This is a genomic window from Bacteroides sp. AM16-13, assembly GCF_003602705.1.
Taxonomy (GTDB): Bacteria; Bacteroidota; Bacteroidia; order Bacteroidales; family Bacteroidaceae; genus Bacteroides; species Bacteroides xylanisolvens.
Map to the genome: position 1 here is coordinate 21,234 of NZ_QTLK01000002.1, position 13,083 is coordinate 34,316.

11 protein-coding genes are annotated in these 13,083 nt (G+C 39.4%); 1 reads left to right on the top strand and 10 read right to left on the bottom strand.

Going from position 1 to position 13,083, the window contains the following annotated elements:
• Positions 1–16: 16 nt before the first annotated feature.
• The 10 genes from DW173_RS01585 to tsaD all read right to left on the bottom strand — a co-directional run bounded on the left by DW173_RS01585 (position 17) and on the right by tsaD (position 8,417).
• Positions 17–1,012, bottom strand: a complete 996-nt coding sequence (locus DW173_RS01585) for an AAA family ATPase (protein WP_004314364.1) — start codon at positions 1,010–1,012, stop codon at positions 17–19.
• A gap of 240 nt (positions 1,013–1,252) precedes the next feature.
• On the bottom strand, positions 1,253–2,671 hold the full coding sequence (locus DW173_RS01590) for an HU family DNA-binding protein (protein WP_049702830.1): 1,419 nt from the start codon (positions 2,669–2,671) through the stop codon (positions 1,253–1,255).
• 13 nt (positions 2,672–2,684) lie between these two features.
• Positions 2,685–2,957 carry an HU family DNA-binding protein gene (locus tag DW173_RS01595; protein WP_049703368.1) on the bottom strand — a complete coding sequence of 91 codons (273 nt, stop codon included), beginning with the start codon at positions 2,955–2,957 and terminating at the stop codon, positions 2,685–2,687.
• On the bottom strand, positions 2,950–4,260 hold the full coding sequence (gene rimO, locus DW173_RS01600; RefSeq protein WP_015531108.1) for a 30S ribosomal protein S12 methylthiotransferase RimO: 1,311 nt from the start codon (positions 4,258–4,260) through the stop codon (positions 2,950–2,952). The genes DW173_RS01595 and rimO overlap by 8 nt, the downstream gene beginning before the upstream one ends.
• A complete protein-coding gene (gene ftsY, locus DW173_RS01605; protein ID WP_009041129.1) occupies positions 4,257–5,216 on the bottom strand; it encodes a signal recognition particle-docking protein FtsY in 960 nt (319 codons plus the stop codon). The genes rimO and ftsY overlap by 4 nt, the downstream gene beginning before the upstream one ends.
• Positions 5,217–5,355: 139 nt before the next feature.
• Positions 5,356–5,514 carry a DUF4295 domain-containing protein gene (locus DW173_RS01610; protein WP_004295982.1) on the bottom strand — a complete coding sequence of 53 codons (159 nt, stop codon included), beginning with the start codon at positions 5,512–5,514 and terminating at the stop codon, positions 5,356–5,358.
• 17 nt (positions 5,515–5,531) lie between these two features.
• Positions 5,532–5,720, bottom strand: a complete 189-nt coding sequence (gene rpmG, locus DW173_RS01615) for a 50S ribosomal protein L33 (protein WP_002560155.1) — start codon at positions 5,718–5,720, stop codon at positions 5,532–5,534.
• 21 nt (positions 5,721–5,741) lie between these two features.
• The gene (rpmB, locus tag DW173_RS01620; RefSeq protein ID WP_004314359.1) at positions 5,742–6,002 is read right to left on the bottom strand and encodes a 50S ribosomal protein L28; all 261 of its coding nucleotides are present in this window, start codon (positions 6,000–6,002) and stop codon (positions 5,742–5,744) included.
• 123 nt (positions 6,003–6,125) lie between these two features.
• Complete coding sequence (locus DW173_RS01625) at positions 6,126–7,358, bottom strand: competence/damage-inducible protein A (RefSeq protein ID WP_049702831.1); 1,233 nt, start codon at positions 7,356–7,358, stop codon at positions 6,126–6,128.
• A 39-nt stretch (positions 7,359–7,397) separates the two neighbouring features.
• The gene (gene tsaD / locus DW173_RS01630; protein ID WP_120143520.1) at positions 7,398–8,417 is read right to left on the bottom strand and encodes a tRNA (adenosine(37)-N6)-threonylcarbamoyltransferase complex transferase subunit TsaD; all 1,020 of its coding nucleotides are present in this window, start codon (positions 8,415–8,417) and stop codon (positions 7,398–7,400) included.
• A 200-nt stretch (positions 8,418–8,617) separates the two neighbouring features.
• Here tsaD and DW173_RS01635 point away from each other — a divergent pair, with 200 nt between their 5' ends.
• On the top strand, positions 8,618–13,072 hold the full coding sequence (locus tag DW173_RS01635) for a translocation/assembly module TamB (protein ID WP_008771030.1): 4,455 nt from the start codon (positions 8,618–8,620) through the stop codon (positions 13,070–13,072).
• Positions 13,073–13,083: the final 11 nt, after the last annotated feature.

Below are 13,083 nucleotides of genomic sequence, written 5' to 3' on the forward strand. Positions count from 1 at the left end.
GTATTATAACTACAAATTAGGGCACTTCAACCTTATTCAGAATCTTACTGATGATTTCGTCCGAAGTCATATTATTAGCTTCAGCTTCGTATGTCAATCCAATACGATGGCGGAGAACATCATGTGCTACAGCGCGTACATCTTCCGGAATTACGTAACCGCGACGCTTGATAAATGCATACGTACGAGCAGCCAAAGCCAGATTGATAGATGCACGAGGTGAACCTCCGAATCCGATCATATCTTTCAGTTCCTTGAGGTCATATTTTTCAGGGAAACGGGTTGCAAATACAATATCTACAATATAACGTTCAATCTTCTCATCCAGATACACTTGACGAACAACCTTACGTGCTTCAATAATTTCATCCGCTTTGAGAATAGGCTTCACATTGAACTTCTCACCATTGATATTTTGGCGAATAATCAGTTTTTCTTCTTCCAGCTTCGGATAATCAATGACAACTTTCAGCATGAAACGGTCAACTTGTGCTTCAGGAAGCGGGTAAGTACCTTCTTGTTCGATAGGGTTCTGAGTAGCCAGTACAAGGAAAGGTTCCGGTAATATGAATGTTTCTTTACCAATAGTAACCTGACGTTCCTGCATTGCTTCCAGCAAAGCACTCTGTACTTTGGCAGGAGCACGGTTGATTTCATCAGCTAATACAAAGTTTGCGAAAATTGGTCCCCGCTGCACTTTAAAAGATTCATCTTTCTGACTGTAAACCATTGTACCAATAACGTCGGCAGGCAATAAGTCCGGCGTAAACTGGATACGGCTATACTTCGCATCAATCAGAGAAGCGAGTGTTTTAATAGCCAAAGTTTTCGCCAAACCAGGCACACCTTCCAAAAGAACGTGACCATCGGAAAGTAATCCGATAAGCAGTGATTCAACCAAATGTTTCTGACCAACAATGATTTGGTCCATCCCTGTCGTAAGATTGGTAACGAAAGCACTTTGTCTTTCAATCCGCTCATTTAGCTCGCGGATATCAATTGATTCAGCCATAAATACTTAATATTTTATTATTTAAATCCCTTTTATTTTATGTAAGCCTTTCCTGTGTGTTGTAAGGCTTCTTATTTTGCCTCCAAAAGTACGCCATATAATTAACGATTGCAACTAATTTTTATTAAAAAACAATGCGAAATCTTTAGATTAAGGTACTTTCATACGCTTTTGTACATCCATAACATTTCACCCGATCAATACAGGATTTGCATGATCGGGTGAATGGATTATTGCTATTTATTCTTTTGTAAGTTCCGGTATTTCAATTGTTGTGCCATATGGTACGTTATTGGGGTTCTTAATAACCTTCGGATTGTGCTTCACAATGTATGGCCACATTGCTTTTGTACCATAAAAACGCAAGGAAACCCTAGTCAAAGTTTCTCCTTCTTTGATTGTATATTTCGTTTTGGTTCCTGTAATTTTATAAGATGCTGAATCCAAATAAGCAGATGTAGCGGGTTGCTGTGGGGCTGTCTGGGGTTCTGCTTTGGTAGGAACAGTTTCTTCTTTTTGAGTAACAGGTGGTGTGGGCATAACAACTTTAGGTGCATCAGGAGTTATTTCCTTTATGGTATCCTTCCGTTCAATTGTATCGGAAAGTTGTGTTTCCGGTTGAACGGGTTGAGTTGTCACAGGTGGCATATCCAGCGCATTCTTGTCAGATGAAGAAGAAAATAAATCCGGGTAATAAATAAACAGGATAACACCTCCACATAATAACAAAACGATTACAATAACGGCTATTAAATAAGGTACAGGAGATTTTTCCTTTACTGGAGCTGTTTTTTTAGAAGCCGGTTGGGATACTTGTTCTGATTTGACCGGTTTTATCGTTTCTTTTTTAGCAGGAGGTATTATAGGAGCCACAGGTTGCAGATTTGCTTTCATAAGCTCTTGTTCTATAATTTTCTCGGCAGTGATCTCCTCTTTTTCTTCTATTATAGGTGCTGCTGGTTGTTGTTCTACCATTGCAACTTCCTCCTCCGGGACTTCTTCATCTTCCAGCTGTTCGACTTTTTCTTCGATATCAGTTTCTGTACTGGTCTCTTTAGGCTCTATATGAGAGGATGGCTCAATAGATTCTTCTACCATAGATACATTCTCAACAATAACAGGTTCCTCAATGAAGTCTTCCACAGATGGTTGAGCAGTTATTTGCTCTTCCTGAATCAACTCTTTTTCTGAAAGCTCATCATCAGTGCTTTCATATTCCTCTGTTACAAGGGAGGCCGTATTCTCACCAATCTCATTCAATACAGTTTGTGCTGATGCTTCCTCACCTGCTTCTTCTTCCTCTGTATCTTCTATCGGAGTATCTTCCAAAATTGTATTTTCATTCAATACAACAGTCTCAAAGTGCGCGAAAGGCTTATTTATTGTATCTCTTAGATTCGCATCCGGAGAAAATGAGACTTTTGTATGTCCCTTTATCTGGAAACGTTCTCCTGTGTTGACATTGACACTTTCCCGGCTATCTACATCAATAAGTTTGAAAGTTCCCAATCCTTTGATTTTTACAGTCTTTTCGTTCTCCAAAGCTTGTTCTATCAAGAGAAAAAACTCTTTAACAAACGCTTCGGCGTCTTTCTTGGTCATGCTATGTTTGGCTGCCAATAAGTCAGTAAGGTCTTGAATTGTTAGTCTTTCATTCATAACGGGAAATTATTTATTTAAACTTATCTTTCAATGTATTGCTAGGTCTATAAGATAGCACTAATTTGGGTGGAACCAACATGCGTTGTTTGCTTGCCGGGTTGATTGAAATTCGTTCCGCTTTCTTTTTAACTTCAAAAGAGCCGAATCCTTGAACTGCAATCACATTACCTTCTTCCAATTCTTGTGTCATACTGGACAACAAAGAACCCATCAATTCGGAAGTATCCTTGATTGTGTATCCCAATCTTTCCGCTAGTTCGGATGTAAATTCCTTATTATTCATAGTCATTTATAATCTTTGCATATAAATCAAAATCGTCTGCATTCGTCACTTCTACCTGATAAAACTGTCCGATCTTAAGTTCTCTCTCTGAACGCTTAACCAGCACTTCCGGATCTACTTCCGGTGAATCAAATTCTGTTCGTCCAATATAATAATCTCCTTCCAAACGGTCGATGATAATTTTCATCTGTTTACCGATTTTTTCTGCACTCAATTCAGCCGAAATACCTTGCTGGATATCCATTAATTCATCAAGTCTGGCCTGTTTAACCTCTTGTGGAATAGAGTCTTCGTATGCTTCTGCAGCATAGGTTCCCTCTTCTTCGGAATATGCGAAAGCTCCCATCCGATCAAAACGTACTTTGCGCACAAACTCTTTAAGCTCTTCGAAGTCTTCCTCGGTTTCTCCGGGATGCCCTACCATTAAAGTTGTTCGCAGGTGAATGCCCGGCACTTCTTTACGAAATTGTTCAATCAATCGGTAAGTATCCTCTTTGCTCACTTGCCGACGCATTAATTGCAACATATTGTCACTGATATGCTGAAGAGCAATATCCATATATTTACATACATTATCGCGTTCACGCATAACCCGGAATAAATCCGTTGGGAAATGTGCCGGATAGGCATAATGCAACCGAATCCATTCCACGCCAGGGATATCGGAAATACGTTCAATCAGTTCCGGAAGCATTTGCTTCTTATACCGATCGATTCCATAATAAGTCAATTCCTGTGCGATCACCTGAAATTCTTTCACGCCTTGCGATACCAGGTATCGTACTTCGTCCAAAATTTCCTCCATCGGTTTGGAGATATGGCGTCCTGTAATAATGGGAATGGCACAATAAGAACATTTGCGGTCACACCCTTCTGAAATTTTCAGGTAAGCATAGTGCTGGGGAGTTGTCAATGTCCGTTCGATATATAACTCATCATGATAGACCTTTCCTAAATCTTGTAAAAGCTCCTTCCAATTGAACTTGCCATAAAATTTATCTACTTGCGGAATTTCAACAGCCAATTCCTTCAGATAACGTTCGGAAAGACAACCCATCACGAAAAGTTTCTTTAAATCCCCTTCTTCCTTTCTTTCAGCAAACTCCAGAATCATATTTATGGACTCCTCTTTGGCATCACCAATAAAGCCACACGTATTGATTACTGCAATTTCTCCTTGTGGATTTTCAGTATCATGGGTTACGCTATATCCGACTTCTTCCAGTTGGCGCATTAACTGTTCGGAGTCAACCAAGTTTTTAGAGCATCCTAAAGTGATAATATCTATTCTCTTTCTTTTCATGCGTTCTCTCCAAACAAGGAATCAACGAATTCATTTTTACGGAATACTTGCAGGTCTTCCATACCTTCACCTAACCCGATATATTTAACAGGAATCTTGAATTGATCGGAAATACCAATCACAACACCACCTTTAGCGGTTCCGTCAAGTTTAGTGATAGCCATAGCAGTTACTTCGGTTGCCAGAGTGAATTGTTTGGCTTGTTCGAATGCATTTTGTCCGGTGGAACCGTCCAATACCAATAAAACTTCATCCGGTGCATCGGGCACGACCTTCTTCATCACATTCTTGATTTTGGTCAGCTCGTTCATCAAGCCCACCTTATTATGCAGGCGACCGGCTGTATCGATTATAACCACATCTGCGTTGTTGGCAACGGCAGAACTAAGAGTGTCATAAGCCACAGATGCAGGATCCGCTCCCATTTTCTGTTTGACAACAGGAACCCCTACCCGTTCTCCCCAAATCATTAACTGTTCTACGGCTGCAGCGCGGAAAGTATCGGCTGCTCCCAAATAAACCGATTTGCCTGCTTTTTTGAATTGATAAGCCAGCTTGCCGATAGTTGTAGTCTTCCCTACTCCATTCACTCCCACAACCATAATTACATAAGGTTTCCTTGTGATGGGTACGTCAAAATCAGCTACATCATCCGAGTTGTTTTCGGTAAGTAAAGCTGCTATTTCGTCACGTAATATAAGATTCAGTTCTTGAGTATTCACATACTTATCAGCCGCAGCGCGTTTCTCGATGCGTTTGATAATATTTAAAGTTGTTTCTACACCTACGTCAGATGTGATCAGTACTTCTTCCAGATTATCTAATACTTCATCGTCTACTTTTGACTTACCAGCCACAGCACGAGCAATCTTACTGAATACGCTCTCTTTGGTTTTAGATAATCCTTTATCTAAAGTTTCCTTCTTCTCCTTTGAAAAAAAACTAAAAAATCCCATATTGACACTTGTTTGTATAATACATTTGCTACAAAGATATAACAAAGGATTGGAAAAGTAAAAAAAAGAAGCAATAAAAAATCCCCTCATTGTTCACCAACGAGAGGATTTTGCAGTTATAGCGTATATGCTATTTCGATTATTTTTTGAAAAAGTCTTGTACTTTTTCGTTCGGAACCATTTGTTCATCAAAAACGTATGCTCCAGTTTTCGGAGATTTTACCATTTTGATAACCTTGGTATAAGCACGACCTTCTTTTGAACCTTCGTGCAAACTTGCTACTGTTTTCTTTGCCATGGGTTATACTACTTTTATTATTTAATTTCCTTGTGTACTGTTACTCTCTTCAGAATTGGGTTGTATTTTTTCAACTCAAGTCTTTCTGTAGTATTCTTTCTGTTCTTAGTTGTGATATAACGAGATGTTCCCGGCATTCCACTGTCTTTGTGTTCTGTACATTCCAGAATCACTTGTACTCTGTTACCTTTTGCTTTCTTTGCCATTGTAAGTTTTCTCCTCTACGTTTAGCCGATTACTTTAATGCTTTTCCAATCACAATAACCTTTAGCCACTGCTTCAGTCAGCGCAGCATCCAGTCCTTTTTTGTTGATAATACGCAACCCGTTAGCGCAAAGGCTAAGGCTGATCCAACAATCCTGTTCTACATAATAGAACTTTTTGTTAAACAAGTTCAAATCAAAGGTTCTTTTAGTTCTTCTCTTTGAGTGTGAAACATTGTTGCCAATCATGGCTTTCTTTCCGGTAATTTGACAAATCTTCGACATTTCTATCTTATTTTTATAGTTTTATATCTATACTTATTTCAAACAGGACGCAAAGTAAGCACTTTTATCCGTATAAAACAAGAATTTCTTAAAATAATTCACTTTCAGGCACCTATTTTTTCTTTATTTGAGTAAATCACGGAGCATTAATAGGGCATTATTGCCAGCTCTTTCAATGTTCATGCTTCTTCCGCGGTTTGTTTCTTGCTTGTAAGTATGAATTTCGTTTTTATAACCAGCAGCTATCCAAACAGTTCCCACCGGCTTTTCCGGAGTACCACCTCCAGGGCCTGCTATCCCTGAAGTAGCAACAGCGCAATCTGTTTTTAATGCTTTCATCGCACCTTTTACCATTTCAATCACAGTTTCCTCACTGACAGCTCCATATTGTTCCAAAGTTTCGGAGGAAACGTGCAAAAGCCCCATTTTCACTTCATTAGAGTAGGCCACTATACTTCCATTAAAATATTCAGAACTGCCGGCGATGGAAGTCAACCGTGCGGCAATACTGCCCCCGGTACAACTTTCTGCGGTGGAAACGGTCAATTTCTTCTTTTTTAAAAGCTCACCGACTATAACCTCCAATGATGTATCTTCTTCACTGAAAATATCTTCACCAAGTATTTCCTCTAATTTTAACTTTTCACGTTCAAGAAGAACTTTTACTTCTTCTCTGTTTTGTCCTCGTCCTGTCAGTCTAAGACGAATAATGCCAAGTTTGGGTAGATATGCCAATTTAATGCATTCCGGTAAAGCGTTCTCCCACGATTCTAACTTTTCGGCTAATACAGATTCCGGATAGTGCTGTACGAGAAATGTTTGATGCATAATAACATCCGTTTGAAACCTATCGTGCAGCTTAGGTAACACGCTTTCTGTCATCACAGCAATCATCTCTTGTGGAACGCCCGGCATGGAAACAAGTACCTTGCCATCCCTCTCGAACCAACTGACAGAAGCACTTCCCACAGGGTTATTTATTACCATACAATCTTTCGGGACCATTGCCTGGCTTTTATTGAGTGCATTCATTGGTATTTTTCCTGCCAGTACCCGTTTTACGTTTTCGAATACTTCTTCGTTAAAAACCAGTTCCGTATGGAAGTATTTACATAAGGTCTGTTTGGTAATATCGTCTTTGGTAGGTCCGAGTCCTCCGGTTACTAAAACAATATTCACCCTTTCCATCGCATTATCAATCGCTTCCATGATTTCTTCTTCCCGGTCACGGATTGAAACAATACGAAGAACCTCAATACCTATTTTATTTAATTCCTGCCCCATCCAGGCAGAATTAGTATCGACAACCTGTCCTATCAGCAGTTCATCGCCAATGGTTATTATTTCGGCAAACATACTTCTTAGTTTTATCCTATTATATATAAGGTATACTTATTATAATGTCACACGGGAATAAGCCGGAAGATCAATAGAGCAAAAATCCTTATCCAGGTATTTGAAATATCCGGTAATGGCAATCATTGCTGCATTATCGGTAGTATAACTGAATTTAGGGATGAAAATATTCCAACCATATTTCTCAGCGTGTTCTTGGAAAGCATTGCGTAATCCGTTATTTGCGGAAACTCCTCCGGCTACTGCTATTTCATTAATTTTATATTCTTTGGCAGCTTTCCGTAATTTATCCATCAGAATGTCCACTACAGTAGCTTCCAATGATGCTGCAAGATCCACTTTATGGTGCTCTATAAAATCCGGATCATCTTTTAGCCAGTCGCGTAATGAATATAAAAAGGAAGTTTTCAATCCGCTGAAACTGTAATCTAAACCGGGAATATGCGGTTTGCTAAATGTAAAAGCTTTCGGATTTCCCTGGCGTGCTAATTTGTCAATGATTGGCCCACCCGGATAGCCAAGTCCCATCACTTTAGAACATTTATCAATTGCTTCACCTGCTGCATCGTCAATAGTCTGTCCGAGGATCTCCATATCATTATAGGCTTTTACCAGTATGATTTGTGAATTTCCTCCGGATACCAGCAAGCAAAGAAATGGGAAAGCGGGCTGTCTTTCTTCCTCTCCTTCTGCTTTAATAAAATGTGCTAAAACATGTCCGGTCAAGTGATTAACGTCAATCATTGGAATGTTTAAGGAACGAGCAAATCCTTTTGCAAAGGAGACTCCGACAAGCAAAGACCCCATCAATCCTGGACCACGAGTGAAAGCTACTGCGCTCAACTCTTCTTTGGTGACACCGGCACGTTTTAATGCTTCATGTACTACCGGTACGATGTTTTGTTGGTGTGCCCGTGAAGCCAACTCGGGTACTACTCCACCGTATGCTTCATGTACGACTTGACTTGATACCACATTTGACAGCAAATAACCATCCTTGATTACGGCTGCCGACGTATCGTCACAGGAGGATTCAATTCCTAAAATTATTGCACTCATAAGTATTTAAACTATTAAACGGTGCAAAAGTAATCATAAAACTACGATTCGTAACGAACTATTTTATATTTTTGTTCGCAAAATAAAAGTTATCGCATATCAGAACGCTGAAAAAGACTGTACGCTGGGTAGTTGGTATTGTACTGGGAGTATATATCGGGACTATTGTTTTGCTGAATATACCAAGCATTCAGCAAACAATGAGTGTATTTGTGGCTAAAGAACTTTCCGAAGTTTTAAACACAAAGGTAGTGATTGGTAGAATTAATATCGGTCTATTGAACCGTATTATTATTGATGATGTATTGCTTGACGATCAAAGTGGTCAGGAAATGCTCAAAGTCACTCGTTTATCCGCCAAGTTTGATATTATGCCTTTCTTTAAAGGAAAGATATCTATTAGCAGTGTTCAGCTCTTCGGATTTAATATCGATCTCCGGAAAGAGACTCCGGAGTCTCCTCCTAATTTTAAATTTGTTTTGGATGCTTTTGCTTCCAAAGATACAGTAAAGAGAGAAAGTTCACTTGATTTACGAATTAACTCCATCCTGATTCGTCGTGGAAGGATGTCCTATCATGTGTTATCGGAACAGGAAACACCGGGAAAATTTAACGCCAAGCATATTCAGCTTCAAAATATCATAGCCAATATATCGCTGAAAGCCTTAAGTAAGGACTCTTTGAATTTAGGAATCAAGCGATTGAGCCTTGATGAAAAGGCATCCGGCTTTTCTTTGAAAAAAATGAGTTTGAAACTGGTTGCCAATGACAAGCAGACAAACATTGATAATTTTACTATAGAGTTGCCCGAAACATCTCTTAAGCTGGATACCATTCATTTAGAGTATGATAGTTTGAAAGCTTTTGACCGTTTTACAGAACAAGTGCATTTCTCTTTCCGTACTTTGCCGTCGCAAGTTACTCTAAAAGATATTTCTCCTTTTGTTCCTATCCTATCGCATTTCAAGGAACCGGTAACATTGGATATGGAGGTGAAGGGAACTGTGGACCAGTTGACTTGTTCGCATTTGGAAATTACGGCCGACGACCGCCAGTTTCGTTTGCGAGGGGATGTGTCGCTTCAGGACTTGTCGCGTCCACAAGATGCGTATGTATATGGAACACTTTCCGAGCTTTCGGCCAATACTCGTGGAGTCGGCTTCTTAGTGCGTAATTTGAGTCACAATTATAATGGAGTTCCTCCGCTTCTCGAACGTTTGGGAAATGTAAGTTTTCAGGGAGAGATTTCAGGATACTTTACGGACCTAGTTACTTACGGGCAATTACAAACGAGCCTTGGAAATGTAAAAACCGACTTAAAATTGAGTTCTGACAAGGCTAAAGGACTGTTTGCATATTCCGGTGCTGTCAAAACTGAAGATTTCCAGTTAGGTAAGTTATTGGATAATGAGAAGTTGGAAGAAATCACTTTCAATCTGGATGTACATGGGCGGCACATTACCGGGCAATTGCCAGCTGTGGAATTGAAAGGATTGATCGCTTCGGTAGATTATAGCAGATATAGATATGAAAATATCACATTGGATGGAGAATACAAACAAGGTGGATTTAATGGTAAAGTGGCGTTGGATGACCCTAATGGATCGATTTATCTGAATGGAGATGTAAATGTTACGTCTAAAGTGCCTACTTTTAATTTTCTTGCAGTAGTCAACAAAGTACGTCCACATGATTTGAATCTTACGACTAAATACCCAGATGCGGAGTTCTCTTTAAAACTGAAAGCTAATTTCACAGGTGGATCAGTGGATGAGATGATTGGAGAAATCAATGTGGATAGTTTGGAATTTACAGCTCCGGATAAAGCATATTTTATGCAGAATATGAATATCCGGGCTACCAAACAGAACGGCGAGAACCAACTAAGATTGACTTCTGAATTCCTGAAAGCAAGTATAGAAGGTAAATTCCAGTACCACACATTACCTGCCAGTATTCTGAATATCATGCGGAAGTATGTGCCGTCTTTAATATTACCTCCCAAGAAGCCGATTGAAACACATAACAATTTTCTGTTTGACGTACATATATATAATATGGACATTTTATCTACAATCTTTGATATACCGTTGACAGTGTACACTCATTCCACATTGAAGGGATATTTCAATGATGCCTTACAACGCTTGCGTGTAGAAGGATATTTTCCCCGTCTGCAATATAAAAATAACTTTATTGAGTCGGGCATGATTCTGTGCGAGAATCCTGCAGATCATATTCGTGCACAGGTTCGTTTGACTTCTTTGAAAAAGAAAGGGGCAGTCAATCTATCCTTGGATGCACAAGCTAAAGATGATAATGTCAGTACGACATTGAATTGGGGGAATAATGCTGCAGTGACATATAGCGGGCAATTGGCTGCCGTTGCCAAATTTCTACGTACAAGCGGGGAAAAACCATTGTTGAAAGCGATGGTGGATGTAAAACCTACTGATGTTATTTTAAACGATACTCTTTGGAAGATACATGCTTCACAAGTGGTGGTCGATTCAGGCAGGGTGGATGTGAATAACTTCTACTTTAGCCATCAGGATAGATATGTACGTATTAACGGCCGGCTCTCCGAGAATCCTAAAGATACTGTAAAGGTTGATTTAAAAGATATAAATATGGGATATGTATTTGATATTGCAAGCATATCCGACGATGTGAATTTTGAAGGTGATGCAACGGGAACAGCTTATGCAAGCGGAGTGCTAAAGAAACCTATTATGAATACCCGTTTATATATAAAGAACTTTTCACTTAATCAGGGTCGCTTGGGTGATTTGGATATTTATGGTGAGTGGGATAACGAAAATAGAGGTATCCGGTTGGATGCATCCATTCAGGACATATCCCCTTCTCCGTCACGTGTCACAGGTATTATTTATCCATTGAAACCCGAGAGCGGACTTGATTTAAATATTGAAGCAAATGAATTGAACTTAAAATTCCTCGAACATTATATGAAGTCTATTGCCAATGATATTAAAGGACGTGGGACGGGAAAAGTACATTTCTATGGAAAATTCAAAGGATTGAATTTGGATGGTGCGGTTATGACAGACGCTTCCATGAAGTTTGATATTCTGAACACACATTTTGCTGTAAAAGACACGATTCATCTAGCTCCTACCGGATTGACATTTAATAATATACATATATCCGACATGGAAGGACATTCGGGAAGAATGGACGGATATTTGCATTTCCAGCATTTTAAGAACTTAAACTATCGTTTTGAGATACAGGCAAATAATATGCTTGTGATGAATACGAAGGAATCGGCAGATATGCCTTTCTATGGTACGGTATACGGTACCGGAAATGTATTACTTGCCGGAAATGCCACACAAGGGTTGGACGTAAACGTGGCTATGACAACCAACCGAAATACTACCTTTACTTATATTAATGGCAGTGTAGCATCGGCTACCAGTAATCAGTTTATTAAGTTTGTAGATAAAACCCCCCGTCGTACTATTCAGGATTCTATTCAGGTAATCTCATATTACGAACAAATACAGCAAAAACGTCAGGCAGAAGAAGAGCAGAAAACGGATATCCGTTTGAATATTCTGGTGGATGCAACTCCCGATGCCACCATGCGAATTATCATGGACCCTATTGCTGGAGACTATATCAGCGGAAAAGGTACGGGAAATATTCGAACGGAATTTTATAATAAGGGTGATGTGAAGATGTTTGGTAATTATCGGATTAATCAGGGAGTATATAAATTCAGCTTGCAGGAAGTAATCCGTAAGGACTTTATAATCAAGGATGGAAGCACAATAACGTTCAATGGAGCACCTCTGGATGCTAACATGGATATACAAGCTTCATATACAGTGAATTCTGCTTCCTTGAATGACTTGATACCGGATGCTTCGGCTATTATCCAACAACCCAATGTACGTGTAAATTGTATCATGAATTTAAGTGGTATGCTGGTACGTCCGACTATCAAGCTGGGCATAGAGCTTCCAAATGAAAGGGATGAAATACAAACATTGGTGCGTAACTATATCAGTACGGAAGAACAGATGAATATGCAGATCCTTTACCTGCTGGGTATTGGTAAGTTTTATACGGAAGATGCACGGAATAATAATCAAAATTCGAATGTGATGTCTTCGGTGCTCTCATCTACCCTCTCCGGCCAGTTGAACAATGCACTTTCACAAGTCTTTGAAACAAATAACTGGAATATAGGTACGAATTTGAGTACGGGTGATAAAGGTTGGACGGATATGGAAGTAGAAGGTATTCTATCGGGACAATTATTGAATAATCGTTTATTGATAAACGGAAACTTCGGTTATCGGGATAATCCGATGGCTAATACTAACTTTGTAGGAGACTTTGAAGCAGAATGGTTGATTACCCGTTCGGGAGATATACGCTTAAAGGCTTATAATGAGACGAATGACCGCTATTATACAAAAACAAATCTGACTACACAGGGAGTAGGTATCATGTACAAGAAGGACTTCAATAAATGGAGTGATCTCTATTTTTGGAATAAATGGCGGTTGCGTAATAAGCGCAAACGGGAAGAAGCAGAAAAGGTGAAAACGCATCAAACGGACAGTATCACTGATAAAACAGCCAAATCGGCAGTAAAGAGAAATCATTCGCAACAACAATAAACATATAATAA

Coding starts and splice junctions, on each gene's coding strand:
- DW173_RS01625 (WP_049702831.1), bottom strand. CDS start 7,358: ATGTTTGCCGAAATAATAACCATTGGCGATGAACTGCTGATAGGACAG.
- DW173_RS01585 (WP_004314364.1), bottom strand. CDS start 1,012: ATGGCTGAATCAATTGATATCCGCGAGCTAAATGAGCGGATTGAAAGA.
- DW173_RS01635 (WP_008771030.1), top strand. CDS start 8,618: ATGAGTGTATTTGTGGCTAAAGAACTTTCCGAAGTTTTAAACACAAAG.
- rimO (WP_015531108.1), bottom strand. CDS start 4,260: ATGAAAAGAAAGAGAATAGATATTATCACTTTAGGATGCTCTAAAAAC.
- rpmB (WP_004314359.1), bottom strand. CDS start 6,002: ATGTCGAAGATTTGTCAAATTACCGGAAAGAAAGCCATGATTGGCAAC.
- DW173_RS01610 (WP_004295982.1), bottom strand. CDS start 5,514: ATGGCAAAGAAAACAGTAGCAAGTTTGCACGAAGGTTCAAAAGAAGGT.
- tsaD (WP_120143520.1), bottom strand. CDS start 8,417: ATGAGTGCAATAATTTTAGGAATTGAATCCTCCTGTGACGATACGTCG.
- DW173_RS01590 (WP_049702830.1), bottom strand. CDS start 2,671: ATGAATGAAAGACTAACAATTCAAGACCTTACTGACTTATTGGCAGCC.
- rpmG (WP_002560155.1), bottom strand. CDS start 5,720: ATGGCAAAGAAAGCAAAAGGTAACAGAGTACAAGTGATTCTGGAATGT.
- DW173_RS01595 (WP_049703368.1), bottom strand. CDS start 2,957: ATGAATAATAAGGAATTTACATCCGAACTAGCGGAAAGATTGGGATAC.
- ftsY (WP_009041129.1), bottom strand. CDS start 5,216: ATGGGATTTTTTAGTTTTTTTTCAAAGGAGAAGAAGGAAACTTTAGAT.